Below are 15,625 nucleotides of genomic sequence, written 5' to 3'. Positions count from 1 at the left end.
AGCCCAAAAAGAGTAGGCCCCTCCTGTCGTAACGGCGTTAATCCGGCACAAGGCAGTGAATTTACCTGCGCTGAATCGTTTTAGTGACGGGTATCTGACGGCGTCTCGATACCCGCGCCGGCGAACAATTGAGTGACATCGGCCGCGTCAAACAGGTAGCGCTGATTGCAGAACTGGCAATCGATTTCGATGTTGCCACCGTGTTCGACCACCAGTTGCTGCGCGTCTTCCATACCCAGACTGACCAGCGCATTGGCCGATCGTTCGCGCGAGCAACTGCAACGGAAGCGCAGCTTCTGCACATCGAACAGACGCACCTGCTCGTCGTGGTACAGGCGATGCAGCACGGTTTCGTTGTCCAGGCCCAACAGCTCATCGGCGGTCAGCGTACCGCCCAGGGTGGTGATGTGCTGCCAGCTGGCGGCGCGTTCGTCTTCGTCTTTCAAACGGTCGGCAGGCAGTTGTTGCAGCAACAGGCCACGGGCGCGACGGCCATCGGCGTACAACCAGAAACGCGTGCCGACTTGCTGGGACATGACGAAGTAGTTGGTGAAGCATTCGGACAGGGTGGCGCCGTCGAGGTCGACGATGCCCTGGTAGCGCTGGCCCTGTTTCGGGTCGATGGTCAATGCCAGCACGCCGTCCGGCATCAGGTCGGCCAGGGTTGCATCGGCAGCGATGCGGTCCGCGTCGTAACGGGCCAGACCACGGATGTCGCGCTCGCTGGAGCACTCGATCATCAGCAGCGGGATCGGGCCTTCGGAACGGGCCTGCAGAATCAGCAAGCCATCGAACTTCATCGTGCCGACCAGCAACGACGCGGCCGCCATCAGCTCGCCGAGCAGTTGCGCAACCGGCTGCGGGTAGGCGTGTTTGGCCAGGACTTCGGCGTAGCTGAGCTCCAACGAAACCAGCTCGCCACGGGTGTCGCTGTCATCGAAGATGAAGCGTTGGGTGAAGTCGTTATCCGCGTGATCGGTCATAGGTCTGGGTATCTGAAGTAGTGAAAATGGTTACAGGAAACAGGAAATTGACCTTGCGCCACCCCTCGGGTGTGCAACGTTCAGCCATGAAAGGCATTTTATGAACAATCCGGGCCTGATCCAAGCAAGGTGGAATAAGCGCTGATGGGTTCCAGGTCGTTTCCCGCCCTGCACTGCTGGCAATGTGGTTATGGCCTACAGGTCAGAGACTGTGTGTGATTTTCGACGAGCGGCGATATCGTCCATGCAATGCACTGCTGGCCAGGCACAGATATGGATGCGCACCGGGTCAATTGCAAGTCTTGGCCTGAAGGCGCAGTGAAACCTGGCGAGTACGCGGCACTCGCCCGAGCAATATCTGTATCAGTCGTCGTTACTGCTGCCACGAAACTTGAACAAATCCCGCCGCTGCTTCTTGCTCGGCTTACCGTCGGTGCTCACGCCCAGGGCTCCGGCCTTTCTTTGCGCCGCGGCCTCTTCGCGCTTGGCGATGCTGGCCAGGGTCTCGGCATACAAGGTTTGCGCCTGCGGTGCGCCGCGACGAACGATCGACAGTGCCAGGACTACCACCGTGCGCTCCTCGAAACCGGTGCGAATCACGAACTCATCGCCGATTCGTGGCTCTTTACCCGGCTTGCAGCGTTCGCCCCGGCAATGCACCTTGCCGCTTTCAATCGCTGCCTTGGCCAGGGCGCGGGTTTTGTAGAATCGTGCAGCCCACAACCATTTATCGAGGCGGACTTTGTCGTCCTCTTCGTTTTTTTGTGCCATGGAATTTCCTCATTCTGAAATATTGGTGAACTGTACTACCGTTTCTGACGTACCAAGAATTTCACCGGCTCGGATTACAATGCCGACATTCCATAACCTCCCTGGGAGGCTGGAAATCCGGGCCGTAGATATCTGTCGCCTTTTAATCATTATTCTGCGTGAATACCGCGAATCCGGCCGCATGCGGCCCGAGCGGTTTCTACCGGTTGAGCACTATTGAAGACATTTGACCATTTGACCGTTGTCGGTCTGCGCGAGTGGGTGGCGCTCCCGGATTTGGGAGTCGCCGGCCTTCGGGCAAAAATCGACACCGGTGCCAGCACCTCAAGCCTCCACGCCACCGAAATCGAGCCGTTCGAGCGCGATGGTGAGCAGTGGGTGCGTTTTACCGCCCACCTGGGTTCCGTCGTACAACTGCGCCACCGACGCTGCGAAGCTCCGTTGGTGACGATGAAAACCATTAAAAGCTCAAACGGTCACGCGCAGGTGCGATACGTGATCAGCACCACCCTGGCCCTTGGTGATCGGGTCTGGCGGGTCGAGTTCACGCTCGCCTGCCGCAAGTCCATGCGTTATCGCCTGTTGCTCGGTTCCAAAGCCCTGATCCACGGCCAGTTGGTGGTCAATCCGGGCATCAAGTATGTACAAGACAAGCCGGTGTTCCCGGTATCTACCTCCTCCACAGGTGTTGCATGAAGATCGCTGTGCTGTCGCGGAATCCGCGTCTGTATTCCACCCGTCGTCTGGTCGAAGCCGGTACCGAGCGTGGCCATGAAATGGTGGTGGTCGACACCTTGCGCGCCTACATGAACATCGCCAGTCACAAGCCGCAGATCCACTACCGCGGCAAACCGCTGGAGGGTTTCGATGCGGTGATTCCACGGATCGGCGCATCCGTGACCTTTTATGGCTGCGCAGTGTTGCGCCAGTTCGAAATGATGGGGGTATTTCCGCTCAACGAATCGGTGGCCATTGCCCGTTCCCGGGACAAGCTGCGTTCACTGCAATTGTTGTCCCGTCGCGGGATCGGCTTGCCGGTGACCGGGTTTGCCCACTCCCCCGATGACATTCCCGACCTGATCGAAATGGTCAACGGCGCGCCGTTGGTGATCAAGGTGCTGGAAGGCACCCAGGGCATCGGCGTGGTGCTGTGCGAAACCGCCACGGCCGCGGAATCGGTGATCGAGGCGTTCATGGGCCTCAAGCAGAACATCATGGTTCAGGAGTACATCAAGGAAGCCGGTGGTGCGGACATTCGCTGCTTCGTCGTCGGCGACAAGGTGATTGCAGCGATGAAGCGCCAGGCCAAACCCGGCGAATTCCGCTCCAACCTGCATCGCGGTGGCAGCGCGAGCCTGATCAAGATCACCCCGGAAGAGCGCATGACGGCGTTGCGTGCGGCGAAGGTCATGGGGCTGGCGGTGGCAGGCGTCGACATCCTGCGCTCCAATCACGGGCCGTTGGTGATGGAAGTGAACTCGTCGCCAGGGCTTGAGGGGATTGAGACCACCACCGGGAAGAATGTGGCGGGGATCATCATTGAACATCTGGAGAAGAATGGCGGGCCGAATATGACCCGGACCAAAGGGAAGGGTTAAACCCCCAAGCCTTGTAGCGGCAGGGATGCCGCCATCGCGAGCAAGCTCGCTCCCACAGTGATCTTCAGTGGACATAAAATTTGTGTTCAACACGATCATTGTGGAAGCGGACTTGCCCCGGGCGGCGTTCCGACGAAGGGGCCATCAGCCCCACTGAAAAAATCAGGTTTTAAACGGCATCCCGCGGCAGCATCAACCCCAACGGCAACCGCACCCGCGCTTCCAGCCCTCCGCCCGAGCGGTTGCGCAGCTCAACGTTGCCGCCATGCATCGAAGCAATCCGCTTCACGATTGCCAATCCCAACCCGGTACCCTTGCCACCCCGGGCACGATCACCGCGGGTGAACGGATTGAAAATCGCCTCCAGCTCCGAAGGGTCGATCCCGGCGCCACGGTCCATGACACTCAGCACTACATACGGTGCGCTGGTGTCCCCGGACACATACGCCGCTACCTCTACACCGCTTCCGGCATGATGCAGCGCGTTGCCGATCAGGTTGTTCAGCAGCCGCTTCATCGATACCCGACGCAGCGGAAACGGCTGGATAGGCTCCAGGCGCAATCGCACTTTTTCTTCGGTCTGGTTAAACGGCGCGGCAACTTCACGGACCAGCTCGCTCAGGTCAACCTCTTCCACCGACTCGTCGCGCCCGTCACGAATGAACGCCAGGAACTGATCGAGAATTGCGTCCATGTCTTCGATGTCGCGCACCATGTCGTCGGTCAGGTCGGTGTGATCGCCCATCAATTCCAGGGACAGGCGCAAGCGGGTCAACGGCGTGCGCAAGTCGTGGGACACTCCGGCCAGCATCAGTTCACGCTCGCGACCGGCCTGCTCGACGTCTTCGGCCATCTGGTTGAAGGCGCGGTAAACCTCGGTCATCTCACTCGGTGTATCGCTGATTGGCAGGCGCACGCTACGGCCCTGGCCGAGTTGCCGCGCGGCATACACCAGACGCTTCAAAGGTTGATTGAGCTGGCTGACAAAGATCCAGGCCGAAGCGGTGGACAGCAGGCCAATCGCGAGGAACCAGCCCAGCACGTTCCAGATTTTCTGGCCGCGCAACGGATGGGGATAAAGCGGTACTTTCAGCCAGCCATCGCCCAGGCTTGGCGCCCGGACCCAAAGCGCCGGTGGCGAATGCATGCGCAGCCGGACTTCAGTGTCGGCACCCAGCTCCGCTTGCATCTGCCGCTGGTAGATCTCGCTGTAAGGCCAGTGCTGTTCGCCTTCCGGCACGCCGGCACCCACTACCCGGATCAAGGTCGCGGCCTCGGCAATCTTGCCGCGGTTTTCTTCATCGGCCGCCCAATAGGCGCGCAGCGTCAGGGCGACACCGTGGCTGTACTGGCGGTCCACCAGCACGTCTTCGTTCATCAGCAGATAAACCAGGGTCAGTGCCTTGGAGAAGAGTACGACGATGAGCACCAGCCAAAGGGTGCGGGAGAAGAAGCTCTGGGGGAACCAAACGGGGGTTTTCATGGATAACCGTTAAACACTTGCAGGAGCGAGCGATGCTCGCATATTGCGGGTCGCGAGTCTGCGGACAGGATCGATTGATCCGCTGTCCGCGTGACCCGCTCCTACAAATCGCCAATCACTTGGTGGCGGCACCATCCGGTACAAACACGTAGCCCACGCCCCAGACAGTCTGGATGTAACGCGGCTTGGAGGGATCAGGCTCGATCATCCGGCGCAGACGGGAAATCTGCACATCGATGGAACGCTCCAGGGCATCCCACTCGCGGCCACGGGCCAGGTTCATCAACTTGTCGCGGGTCAGCGGTTGACGGGCGTTCATCACCAGGGCCTTGAGTACAGCGAACTCACCGGTGGTGAGCATGTGCACTTCTTCGCCGCGCTTGAGCTCGCGGGTGGCCAGGGACAATTCGTAGTCACCGAAGGTCACGCTTTCGTCTTCGCTGCCCGGGGCGCCAGGCACTGGAGCCGACTGGCGACGCAATACCGCCTTGACGCGAGCCATCAGTTCATCGGGGTTGAACGGCTTGGCCAGGTAATCGTCGGCACCCAGCTCCAGGCCCTTGATGCGGCTCAGCTCGTCGCCCTTGGCGGTGAGCATGATGATCGGAATCTGGTTGTTCGCGTTGCGCAGGCGGCGGCAGGCAGTCAGGCCGTCTTCGCCGGGCAACATCAGGTCGAGGACGACCAGGTTGAACACTTCGCGCGCCAGCAGGCGATCCATTTGCTCGGTGTTCGGTACGGCGCGGGCGCGGTAGCCTTTGCTGACGAAAAAACGCTCCAGCAGGCTGCTGAGCCCCGGATCGTCGTCAACGATAAGAATTTTTTCGCCTTCAGCAGTTTGTGCAGTGCTGCTCATTGGATGCTCCTTTGATCTCGGCACGCATTATGGCGTAGCTGCCGTTATACGCACCGTGTGCATTGTTAGCAGATTTTTCCTCTAGCGCCAGAAAACCGGCCATTGCACCTGCATCCGCGATGTCCCCGAATGCCGGAACGCTGGTTATAATGCGCGGCCTTTTGTGTCAGGCAACATCAGACAGGTACTACAGACCGACACCATTTTTTTCATGGCGCCGGCAGTAATTGTTCGATTTCACGGGTCAACGGGATACCTTTTGATCCAGGTAGCGGCGCAGGCCAGGCCGCTCAACCAGACTCGCCCAGGCCCTATCCCGGCGCCTGCGAGCCTGCTTTCACAATTTGTCAGGTGGTTTTATGGACAGCATCAACAGCCGCATCGCCGAGGAACTCGGTGTACGCCCACAACAGGTCGAAGCGGCCGTCGCGCTACTCGATGAAGGCTCTACCGTTCCCTTCATCGCCCGTTACCGGAAAGAAGTGACCGGCAGCCTCGACGATACGCAATTGCGTCATCTGGAAGAGCGCCTGCGCTACCTGCGAGAACTCGACGAACGGCGTATCAGCATCCTCGCCAGCATCCAGGAGCAGGGCAAGCTGACCCCGCAACTTGAGCGCGACATCAAGCTCGCCGACACCAAGACCCGTCTCGAAGACTTGTACCTGCCGTACAAGCAGAAGCGCCGCACCAAGGGCCAGATCGCCCTGGAAGCCGGCCTCGGCGAGCTGGCCGACGGCCTGTTCAACGACCCGTCCCTGAGCCCGGAAACCGAAGCCGCACGCTTTATCGATGCGGAAAAAGGCGTGGCCGATGTGAAGGCGGCCCTCGAAGGCGCCAAGTACATCCTCATGGAACGCTTCGCCGAAGACGCGGGCCTGCTGGACAAGCTGCGCAATTACCTGAAGCAGGAAGCCACCCTCAGTGCCCGCGTGATCGCCGGCAAGGAAGAGGAAGGCGCCAAGTTCCGCGACTATTTCGAACACGACGAACCGCTCAAAAGCATGCCGTCGCACCGCGCGCTGGCAATTTTCCGTGGCCGTAACGAAGGCATCCTCAGCTCCGCGCTGAAAGTCGGCGACGAACTGCCAGGCACCATGCACCCGTGCGAAGGCATGATCGGCCAGCAATTCGGCATCCAGAACCAGAACCGCGCCGCCGACAAATGGCTGGGTGAAGTGGTGCGCTGGACCTGGAAGGTCAAGCTCTACACCCACCTGGAAACCGATCTGCTGGGCGAGCTGCGCGATGGCGCGGAAACCGAGGCGATCAACGTGTTCGCCCACAACCTGCACGACCTGCTGCTGTCGGCCCCGGCCGGCCCGCGCGCCACTTTGGGTCTCGACCCGGGCCTGCGCACCGGTTGCAAGGTCGCCGTGGTCGACTCCACCGGCAAACTGCTGGATCACGCAACGGTTTACCCGCACGTGCCACACAACAAGTGGGACCAGACTCTCGCCGTGCTCGCCGCCCTGTGCGCCAAGCACTCGGTGGACCTGATCGCCATCGGCAACGGTACCGCCAGCCGCGAGACCGACAAGCTGGCCGCTGAACTGATCAAAAAATACCCGGCCATGAAGATGACCAAGGTCATGGTTTCCGAGGCCGGTGCATCGGTTTACTCGGCGTCGGAGCTGGCCTCCAAGGAATTCCCGGACCTCGACGTGTCGATCCGTGGCGCCGTGTCGATTGCCCGTCGCCTGCAAGACCCGTTGGCTGAGCTGGTGAAGATCGACCCGAAATCCATCGGTGTCGGCCAGTACCAGCACGACGTGTCGCAACTGAAACTGGCCCGTGGCCTGGATGCGGTTGTCGAAGACTGCGTGAACGCCGTCGGTGTCGACGTGAACACGGCTTCCGTAGCGCTGCTGGCACGGATCTCCGGCCTCAACGCGACCCTGGCGCAGAACATCGTCAGCCATCGCGACGAGCATGGCGCGTTCAAGACCCGCGCAGCGCTGAAGAAAGTCGCGCGCCTGGGCGAGAAAACCTTCGAACAAGCCGCCGGATTCCTGCGCGTCATGAATGGCGAAAACCCGCTGGATTCGTCGGCGGTTCACCCGGAAGCCTATCCGCTGGTTCAGCGCATCGCCGCTGAAACCGAGCGTGACATCCGCTCGCTGATCGGCGATGCCGCGTTCCTCAAGCGTCTCGATCCGAAGAAGTACACCGATGAAACCTTCGGTCTGCCGACCGTGACCGACATCCTCCAGGAGCTTGAAAAGCCTGGGCGTGACCCGCGTCCCGAGTTCAAGACCGCCGAGTTCCAGGAAGGCGTCGAAGACCTCAAGGACCTGCAACTGGGCATGATCCTCGAAGGCGTGGTGACCAACGTGACCAACTTCGGTGCCTTCGTCGATATCGGCGTGCATCAGGACGGTTTGGTACACATCTCCGCACTTTCGGAGAAGTTCATCAAGGATCCACGGGAAGCGGTGAAGGCCGGTGACGTGGTGAAAGTGAAGGTCATGGAAGTCGACATCCCGCGCAAACGCGTGGGCCTGTCGATGCGCATGAGCGACACCCCGGGCGAGAAAATCGACGGCGCTCGCGGCGCGCGTCCGGGGTCGGCGCCACGCCAGTCCCAGAACACCGCACCGCGCAAGGAAACCACGGCGGCAGCACCGAGCAACAATGCCATGGCTTCGTTGTTCGCCAATGCCAAGCAGTTGAAGAAACGCTGATGGACATTCCCGCCGGGCTGACCGAAAGCGCGTTTTTCAAGCTGTTGGGCTGCCGCTTGCACAGTCTGGAAACCGGGGTGGCGCAAGTCGCCCTGGCGCTGGAACCCGAGCTGCGCAATCGCGGCGGCAAGCTGCACGGCGGGGCCTTGTTCAGCCTGGTGGACATTGCCATGGGGCTGGCCTGTTCCAGCACCCACGGCTTTGACCAGCAGAGCGCGACCATCGAGTGCAAGATCAACTACATCCGCGCCGTCTCTGACGGCGAGGTGATGTGCACGGCGCGGGTGATCCACCCGGGTCGCCGCACATTGGTGGTCGAGGCCGATGTGATGCAGGGCGACAAACTGGTCGCAAAAGCACAAGGCACGTTCGCTGTCCTGTAGCTACTCGTTATCGATTTGAGTTAATTTCAGCAGAACGCAACCTGTGGGAGCGGGCTTGCTCGCGAAGGCGGTGTATCAGGTGGCATCTGTGCTGACTGACACACCGCCTTCGCGAGCAAGCCCGCTCCCACATTAGTTGCGGCGAGTTCAAAAAACCAGGCGAAAACGCCAGTTTTAACTTCACCCTTGTAGACCGTCTTGCCCACCCCCATATTGGGGCGACTGACGCGTGAAGGAATCCAACTTGAGCGAACTTCTCAACCGCCGCCTGGCTCTGCTCGGCGAGCGCGCTAACCTCTCTCTGCTCGAACAGTGCCTTCACGGCATCGAACGTGAATGCCTGCGCGTGACCGATGAAGGTCGCCTGGCGCAAACGCCGCACCCGGAAGAATTGGGTTCCGCGCTGACCAATGAACAGATCACCACCGACTATTCCGAGTCGCTGCTGGAGTTCATCACCCCGGCCCTGCCCGACCCGGCGGACACACTGGCGAGCCTGGACAGCATTCACCGCTTTGCCTACAGCAAGCTCGGCAACGAGTACCTGTGGAGCCCATCGATGCCGTGCCCGTTGCCGGCCGAGGAAGACATCCCGATCGCCTATTACGGCACGTCCAATATCGGGCAGCTCAAGTACGTGTACCGCAAGGGCCTGGCCCTGCGTTACGGCAAGACCATGCAGTGCATTGCCGGCATTCACTACAACTTTTCCCTGCCGGAAAAACTCTGGCCGTTGCTCAAGCAGGCCGAAGGCTTTGTCGGCACCGACCGCGACTTCCAGTCGTCGTCCTATATCGCGCTGATCCGCAACTTCCGCCGCTACAGCTGGCTGCTGATGTACCTGTTCGGTGCTTCACCGGCACTGGACGCCGGCTTCCTGCGCGGTCGTTCGCACCAGTTGGAACAACTGGACCCGCATACCCTGTACCTGCCGTACGCTACCAGCCTGCGCATGAGCGACCTGGGTTACCAGAGCAACGCCCAGGCCGGCCTGACGCCGTGCTACAACGATCTGAACAGCTACACCGACAGCCTGCGCAAAGCGGTGGCCACGCCGTATGCGCCATACGTCGAAGTCGGCACCCACCAGGATGGCGAGTGGGTACAGCTCAACACCAACATTCTGCAGATTGAAAACGAGTACTACTCCAACATCCGCCCGAAACGCGTGACCTACACCGGCGAGCGCCCTATCCAGGCGCTGATGGCCCGTGGCATCCAGTACGTCGAAGTACGCTGCCTGGACATCAACCCCTTCCTGCCGATGGGCATCGATCTCACCGAGTCACGCTTCCTCGATGCGTTCCTGCTGTACTGCGCACTCAATGACAGCCCGCTGCTGACCAACACCAGTTGCGGCAACGCGACCTCGAACTTCCTCAGCGTGGTCAAGGAAGGTCGCCGTCCGGGCCTGCAACTGCAGCGGGATGGCCAGCCGGTTGACCTGAAGGAATGGGCCGGCGAGCTGCTGGAAAAAATCGCTCCTCTGGCGGCGATGCTCGACCAGAGCCATGGCGGTGATGCCCACAGCAAGGCGCTGGACGCCCAGATGTCGAAGGTCCAGGACCCGTCCCTGACGCCGTCGGCCCAGGTATTGGCGGCGATGGCTGAACACAAGGAAAGCTTCGCCCAGTTCTCCCTGCGCCAGAGCCAGGTCCATGCCGAGTTCTTCCGCAGCGAGCCGTTGCCGGCTGAGGAGCAGGCGAAGTTTGAAGAGCGGGCGCGTTCGTCGCTGGCTCAGCAGGCTGAACTGGAGCAGAACGAAGTCGGTGATTTCGATGTGTTCGTCGGGGCATACCAGGCGAGCATTCTGGCGATCAGTAACTAATCGGCGCCTGTAAGAAAGATCGCAGCCTTCGGCAGCTCCTACATTGGAATGCGTTTCCTGTAGGAGCTGCCGAAGGCTGCGATCTTTTTGTTTCCAGCCCATTCACAATGACTCACCGGGTTTTCGCCTCATAAGCTAATTCGAAAAAGTTATTTATTTTCGAATTCTTAGATCATTTAGTCTCTTTCTCACGCCGACATTCGGTCGCCTGACAAGGAGCTTTCTGATGAAACTGACTTTCCCTCTTCGCTTGCTGGCGGCCGCTTCCTTGGCTACCGCAAGTTTTTTTGCCCAGGCGGCCGACTTCACCGTCGCCTACCAGACCACCGTTGACCCGGCGAAAGTCGCCCAGGCTGACGGCGCTTACGAAAAGGCCAGCAAGGCCGATATCAGCTGGCGCAAATTCGATAACGGTGCCGATATCATCGCCGCCATTGCCTCCGGCGACGTGCAGATCGGCTACCTCGGTTCCAGTCCCCTGACCGCTGCGATCACTCGTAAAGTCCCGGTCGAAACCTTCCTCATCGCCACCCAGATCGGCGCTGCCGAAGCCCTGGTCGCCCGCGACGGTTCCGGGATCAAGACCCCGCAAGACCTGATCGGCAAGAAAATCGCCGTGCCGTTCGTTTCCACCGGCCACTACAGCCTGCTGGCTGCGCTGAAGCACTGGAACATTGATCCATCGAAAGTCACCGTCCTCAACCTGGCTCCGCCCGCGATCATTGCTGCCTGGAAACGCGGTGACATCGACGCCACTTACGTCTGGGACCCGGCCCTCGGTGTCGCCAAGGAAAACGGCAAGGTACTGATCACCTCCGGTGAGCTGGCCAAGTTCGGCGCACCGACCTTCGACGCCTGGATCGTGCGCAAGGACTTCGCCGAGAAGCACCCGGAGATCGTCACCGCGTTCGCCAAAGTGACCCTGGACGCCTACGCCGATTACCGCAAAGACCCACAAGCCTGGCTGGCCAATCAGGGCAACGTCGACAAGCTTGTAAAACTGTCTGGCGCCAAGGCCAGCGACATTCCATTGCTGCTGCAAGGCAACGTCTACCCGCTAGCGGCTGACCAGGTGCTCACCCTCGGCGCGCCGACCACCAAAGCCATCACCGACACGGCGGCGTTCCTCAAGGAACAAGGCAAGGTCGAGGCGGTACTGCCGGACTACGCGCCGTACGTCAGCGCCAAGTTCATCACCAACTGATCGGGAGTCAACGCGATGGCCTTGCTACAGCTGGAGCGCATCAGCGCACAGTACCCCGGCAACCCGGAACCGGTGTTGGCGGATATCTCCCTGAGCCTGGGGCCCCGGCAATTGCTGGTCGCCCTCGGCCCGTCCGGCAGTGGCAAGACTTCGCTGTTGAACCTGATTGCCGGCTTCGTCGAACCCAGCGCCGGGCGTATCACCCTCGACGGCGTGCCCGTCAAAGGCCCGAGTGCCGAGCGCGGCGTGGTGTTCCAGGACGACGCGCTGCTGCCGTGGCAAAACGTGCTGGCCAACGTCGGGTTCGGCCTGGAGCTGGCCGGTATCGCCCGGGACAAACGCGAAGCTCGCGCCCGGGAAATGCTCGCCCTGGTCGATCTGTCCGGTTTTGAACAGCGCCGCATCTGGCAACTTTCGGGCGGCCAGAAGCAGCGTGTCGGCCTGGCCCGCGCCCTCGCCGCCGACCCACGCGTGTTGCTGATGGACGAACCTTTCGGAGCCCTCGACGCCTTCACCCGCGAGCAAATGCAGGAGTTGTTGCTGCAAGTCTGGCAACGCACCGCCAAACCGGTGTTCCTGATTACCCACGACATCGAAGAAGCCGTATTCCTCGCCACCGACCTGATTCTGTTGGCGCCCAACCCTGGGCAAATCGTCGAGCGTCTGAGCCTCGATTTCGGTCAGCGTTATGCCGCCGGTGAGTCGGCTCGCTCGATCAAGTCCGACCCGCGTTTTATCGAAACCCGCGAACACGTACTCGCCGAAGTGTTCTCCCAACGCAGTGCCGCCCAGCGGCAGGAGCGCGCATGAGCAGTTATGAAATTCCCGTCGCAGCGATAACGCCAGGCTCAGCCGTGATTGCGGCAAGTCGCCGTTTGAGCACCCGGTGGATCAGTGTGATGACACTGGTCGCTCTCGTTGCTATTTGGTGGGCCGTGACGGCGACCGGCTTGATCGAGCCGCTGTTCCTGCCGCCGCCCTCTGCCGTTCTGCAAAAAGGCTGGCTGCTGGCGACCTCGGGTTACATGGATTCAACCCTGTGGCAGCACCTCGGCGCGAGCCTGAGCCGCATCGGCCTGGGCCTCGGCTTTGCGATTCTCACTGCCGTGCCGGTGGGAATCGCTATCGGTGCCAACCGTATCGCCCGTGGCGTGCTCGACCCGCTGATCGAGTTCTACCGGCCGATCCCTCCGTTGGCCTATCTGCCGCTGATCGTGATCTGGTGCGGCATCGGTGAATTGTCCAAAGTGCTGCTGATCTACCTGGCGATCTTCGCCCCGATTGCCATCGCCACCGCCACCGGTGTGCGCACGGTCGACCCGGCCAAATTGCGTGCCGCGCAGTCGCTGGGCGCAACCCGCGTGCAGTTGATTCGCCACGTCATTTTGCCGAGTGCCTTGCCGGACATTCTGACCGGTGTGCGCATTGGCCTCGGCGTAGGGTGGTCGACCCTGGTCGCCGCCGAATTGATCGCCGCCACCAGCGGCCTGGGCTTCATGGTGCAATCGGCCGCGCAGTTTCTGGTCACCGATGTGGTGGTACTGGGGATTCTGGTGATCGCACTGATCGCCTTCGCGATGGAACTGGGCCTGCGTGCCCTGCAACGCAAACTGGTGCCGTGGCATGGCCAGGCTCACTGAATAATTTCCCTGTGAGAAACCCTGTGGGAGCGAGCTCGCTCCCACAGTAATCAACACCCCCGAATTTCAAGAGAATCACCATGAGTGACTTGACCATCGTCCCCTTAAGCTCCGCCCTCGGCGCACAGATCAGTGGCATCGACATCAGCCAGCCGCTGAACCTGGAGCAACGCGATGCCATCGAACAGGCCCTGCTCAAGCATCAGGTGCTGTTCTTCCGCAACCAGCCGATCACGCCACAGCAACAGGCGCGATTCGCCGCGAATTTCGGCGACCTGCACATTCATCCGATCTACCCGAATGTGCCGGAGCAACCCGAAGTGCTGATCCTCGACACCGCCGTCACCGACGTGCGCGATAACGCGATCTGGCACACCGACGTGACCTTCCTGCCGACCCCGGCCATGGGCGCGGTGCTCAGTGCCAAGCTGCTGCCGGAGTTTGGCGGCGACACGTTGTGGGCCAGCGGGATTGCCGCGTACGAAGCCCTGTCGGCACCGCTGAAAACCTTGCTCGAAGGCCTGACCGCCACCCACGATTTCACCCGTTCGTTTCCGCTGGAGCGCTACGGCAACACGCCCGAGGCACTGGTCCAGTGGGAAGAAGCACGGCGCAAGAATCCGCCGCTGTCGCACCCGGTGATCCGCACGCACCCGGTCAGCGGGCGCCGCTCGCTGTTCGTCAACGAAGGTTTCACTTCGAAGATCAACGAGCTGTCGGAAACCGAGAGCGAGGCGATTCTGAAGTTCCTGTTCGCCCATTCAACGCGGCCGGAGTTCACCATTCGCTGGCGCTGGCAGCAGGACGACATCGCGTTCTGGGATAACCGCGTGACCCAGCATTACGCGGTGGATGATTACCGGCCGGCGCGGCGGGTGATGCAGCGGGCGACGGTGTTGGGGGATGTGCCGTTTTTTCGGTGAACAGCCAGTTTTTGTACTGACATTGATGGCCTCATCGCGAGCAAGCTCGCTCCCACAGTGTCTGTGGCGTACACAAAACCTGTGAACACCGCCAAACCAGTGGGAGCGAGCTTGCACCGGGCGGCGTTCCGACGATGGCGATCTGAAAGGCGCCGAATAATCCGGCGCCAACTACTTATTCAGCCGTCGAAGGCTTCTCCCAAAGATTGATCCCGCCCTCCTGGGCAAACCGGTCAATTTCCGCCAGTTCCTCTGCACTGAAGCTCAAGTTCTTCAACGCCCCGACGTTCTCGATAATCTGCTCCGGTCGACTCGCGCCAATCAACGCGGAAGTGACCCGGGGGTCGCGCAGGGTCCAGGCCAACGCCAGTTGCGCCAGGCTCTGGCCGCGACGTTTGGCGATTTCGTTGAGTGCCCGCACCTGGGCGATGTTGGCCTCTGACAAATGCGATGCCTGCAACGAACCACCGCCCGGACGGTTGACCCGCGCATCCGCCGGCACGCCGTTGAGGTATTTGTCGGTCAGCAAACCCTGGGCCAACGGAGTGAAGGCAATCACGCCGGTACCGAGTTCATCAGTGGTATCGAGCAGGTCTTTTTCCACCCAGCGATTGAGCAGGTTGTAGGCCGGCTGGTGAATCAGCAGCGGCACTTTCCATTCTTTGAGCAACGCCGCCATTTCGCGGGTTTTCACCCCGGAGTACGACGAGATGCCGATGTACAACGCCTTGCCCTGCTGCACCGCCGTGGCGAGTGCGCTGGCGGTTTCTTCCAGCGGGGTGTCCGGATCGAAACGGTGGGAGTAGAAGATGTCGACGTAGTCCACGCCCAGGCGTTGCAGGCTCTGGTCGAGGCTGGCCAGCACGTACTTGCGCGAACCGCCGCCCTGACCGTAAGGGCCGGGCCACATGTCCCAGCCGGCCTTGCTGGAAATGATCATCTCGTCGCGGTACTGCTTGAAGTCTTCACGCAGTAAACGGCCGAAGTTGATCTCGGCGCTGCCATACGGCGGGCCGTAGTTGTTGGCCAGGTCGAAATGGTTGATGCCCAGGTCGAACGCCGTGCGCAACAATGCGCGCTGGGTACCGATCGGCGTGCTGTCGCCGAAGTTGTGCCACAGGCCCAACGACAGTGCCGGCAGCACCAGCCCGCTGCGGCCCACGCGGCGGTAGGGGATGGAGTCGTAGCGGTTTTCGGCAGCGGTGTAGGTCATCGAATCCTCTCTTGTCGGTCTTGAATCTGATATCGACTGCTTTGCCAGTCGCTCAGCAT

14 protein-coding genes are annotated in these 15,625 nt (G+C 60.9%); 9 read left to right on the top strand and 5 right to left on the bottom strand.

Annotated elements, in window-relative coordinates; all coding sequences use genetic code 11:
- Positions 1–80 precede the first annotated feature (80 nt).
- On the bottom strand, positions 81–983 hold the full coding sequence (gene hslO / locus ACMDB8_RS00610) for an Hsp33 family molecular chaperone HslO (RefSeq protein WP_056726916.1): 903 nt from the start codon (positions 981–983) through the stop codon (positions 81–83).
- A 363-nt stretch (positions 984–1,346) separates the two neighbouring features.
- On the bottom strand, positions 1,347–1,754 hold the full coding sequence (locus tag ACMDB8_RS00605; protein ID WP_008045331.1) for an RNA-binding S4 domain-containing protein: 408 nt from the start codon (positions 1,752–1,754) through the stop codon (positions 1,347–1,349).
- Positions 1,755–1,988: 234 nt separating this feature from the next.
- Here ACMDB8_RS00605 and ACMDB8_RS00600 point away from each other — a divergent pair, with 234 nt between their 5' ends.
- Together ACMDB8_RS00600 and rimK are read left to right on the top strand one after the other, a co-directional pair.
- Positions 1,989–2,450, top strand: a complete 462-nt coding sequence (locus ACMDB8_RS00600) for an ATP-dependent zinc protease family protein (RefSeq protein WP_080925313.1) — start codon at positions 1,989–1,991, stop codon at positions 2,448–2,450.
- Positions 2,447–3,352, top strand: coding sequence for a 30S ribosomal protein S6--L-glutamate ligase (rimK, locus tag ACMDB8_RS00595; RefSeq protein ID WP_007972871.1), 906 nt, complete (start codon positions 2,447–2,449; stop codon positions 3,350–3,352). Before ACMDB8_RS00600 ends, rimK begins: the two co-directional genes overlap by 4 nt.
- A gap of 169 nt (positions 3,353–3,521) precedes the next feature.
- On the opposite strand, the gene ACMDB8_RS00590 is transcribed toward rimK, so the two are convergent.
- Complete coding sequence (locus tag ACMDB8_RS00590) at positions 3,522–4,835, bottom strand: ATP-binding protein (RefSeq protein WP_056726917.1); 1,314 nt, start codon at positions 4,833–4,835, stop codon at positions 3,522–3,524.
- A gap of 115 nt (positions 4,836–4,950) precedes the next feature.
- A complete protein-coding gene (gene ompR, locus ACMDB8_RS00585; RefSeq protein ID WP_056726918.1) occupies positions 4,951–5,691 on the bottom strand; it encodes a two-component system response regulator OmpR in 741 nt (246 codons plus the stop codon).
- A 359-nt stretch (positions 5,692–6,050) separates the two neighbouring features.
- Here ompR and ACMDB8_RS00580 point away from each other — a divergent pair, with 359 nt between their 5' ends.
- The 7 genes from ACMDB8_RS00580 to tauD all read left to right on the top strand — a co-directional run bounded on the left by ACMDB8_RS00580 (position 6,051) and on the right by tauD (position 14,353).
- Positions 6,051–8,375 carry a Tex family protein gene (locus tag ACMDB8_RS00580; protein ID WP_056726919.1) on the top strand — a complete coding sequence of 775 codons (2,325 nt, stop codon included), beginning with the start codon at positions 6,051–6,053 and terminating at the stop codon, positions 8,373–8,375.
- Positions 8,375–8,758, top strand: a complete 384-nt coding sequence (locus tag ACMDB8_RS00575; protein ID WP_007972875.1) for a PaaI family thioesterase — start codon at positions 8,375–8,377, stop codon at positions 8,756–8,758. Before ACMDB8_RS00580 ends, ACMDB8_RS00575 begins: the two co-directional genes overlap by 1 nt.
- A 244-nt stretch (positions 8,759–9,002) precedes the next feature.
- Positions 9,003–10,586 (top strand): glutamate--cysteine ligase, encoded by a 1,584-nt coding sequence (gshA, locus tag ACMDB8_RS00570; RefSeq protein ID WP_056726921.1) that lies wholly within the window; start codon positions 9,003–9,005, stop codon positions 10,584–10,586.
- Between the two features lie 226 nt (positions 10,587–10,812).
- Positions 10,813–11,790, top strand: a complete 978-nt coding sequence (gene tauA, locus ACMDB8_RS00565) for a taurine ABC transporter substrate-binding protein (RefSeq protein ID WP_056726922.1) — start codon at positions 10,813–10,815, stop codon at positions 11,788–11,790.
- Positions 11,791–11,805: 15 nt separating this feature from the next.
- Entirely contained in the window at positions 11,806–12,600 is a 795-nt protein-coding gene (gene tauB / locus ACMDB8_RS00560; RefSeq protein WP_409079087.1) for a taurine ABC transporter ATP-binding subunit, read from the top strand.
- A complete protein-coding gene (gene tauC, locus ACMDB8_RS00555) occupies positions 12,597–13,430 on the top strand; it encodes a taurine ABC transporter permease TauC (RefSeq protein ID WP_056726924.1) in 834 nt (277 codons plus the stop codon). Before tauB ends, tauC begins: the two co-directional genes overlap by 4 nt.
- Before the next feature lie 80 nt (positions 13,431–13,510).
- Positions 13,511–14,353 carry a taurine dioxygenase gene (tauD, locus tag ACMDB8_RS00550; RefSeq protein WP_056726925.1) on the top strand — a complete coding sequence of 281 codons (843 nt, stop codon included), beginning with the start codon at positions 13,511–13,513 and terminating at the stop codon, positions 14,351–14,353.
- A 175-nt stretch (positions 14,354–14,528) separates the two neighbouring features.
- Here tauD and mgrA read toward each other — a convergent pair whose 3' ends face one another.
- Positions 14,529–15,566, bottom strand: a complete 1,038-nt coding sequence (gene mgrA / locus ACMDB8_RS00545) for an L-glyceraldehyde 3-phosphate reductase (RefSeq protein WP_056726926.1) — start codon at positions 15,564–15,566, stop codon at positions 14,529–14,531.
- Positions 15,567–15,625: the final 59 nt, after the last annotated feature.

Source organism: Pseudomonas monachiensis, assembly GCF_047345015.1.
GTDB classification, from domain to species: Bacteria; Pseudomonadota; Gammaproteobacteria; order Pseudomonadales; family Pseudomonadaceae; genus Aquipseudomonas; species Aquipseudomonas monachiensis.
The sequence above is the reverse complement of the archived record's forward strand: the minus strand, read 5'-3'. Positions and strand labels throughout refer to the sequence as shown.

Excerpts from the sequence above, each read along its gene's own strand:
- hslO (WP_056726916.1), bottom strand. The coding sequence starts at position 983 with ATGACCGATCACGCGGATAACGACTTCACCCAACGCTTCATCTTCGAT.
- ACMDB8_RS00605 (WP_008045331.1), bottom strand. The coding sequence starts at position 1,754 with ATGGCACAAAAAAACGAAGAGGACGACAAAGTCCGCCTCGATAAATGG.
- rimK (WP_007972871.1), top strand. The coding sequence starts at position 2,447 with ATGAAGATCGCTGTGCTGTCGCGGAATCCGCGTCTGTATTCCACCCGT.
- ACMDB8_RS00590 (WP_056726917.1), bottom strand. The coding sequence starts at position 4,835 with ATGAAAACCCCCGTTTGGTTCCCCCAGAGCTTCTTCTCCCGCACCCTT.
- ompR (WP_056726918.1), bottom strand. The coding sequence starts at position 5,691 with ATGAGCAGCACTGCACAAACTGCTGAAGGCGAAAAAATTCTTATCGTT.
- ACMDB8_RS00580 (WP_056726919.1), top strand. The coding sequence starts at position 6,051 with ATGGACAGCATCAACAGCCGCATCGCCGAGGAACTCGGTGTACGCCCA.
- ACMDB8_RS00575 (WP_007972875.1), top strand. The coding sequence starts at position 8,375 with ATGGACATTCCCGCCGGGCTGACCGAAAGCGCGTTTTTCAAGCTGTTG.
- tauA (WP_056726922.1), top strand. The coding sequence starts at position 10,813 with ATGAAACTGACTTTCCCTCTTCGCTTGCTGGCGGCCGCTTCCTTGGCT.
- tauB (WP_409079087.1), top strand. The coding sequence starts at position 11,806 with ATGGCCTTGCTACAGCTGGAGCGCATCAGCGCACAGTACCCCGGCAAC.
- tauC (WP_056726924.1), top strand. The coding sequence starts at position 12,597 with ATGAGCAGTTATGAAATTCCCGTCGCAGCGATAACGCCAGGCTCAGCC.
- tauD (WP_056726925.1), top strand. The coding sequence starts at position 13,511 with ATGAGTGACTTGACCATCGTCCCCTTAAGCTCCGCCCTCGGCGCACAG.
- mgrA (WP_056726926.1), bottom strand. The coding sequence starts at position 15,566 with ATGACCTACACCGCTGCCGAAAACCGCTACGACTCCATCCCCTACCGC.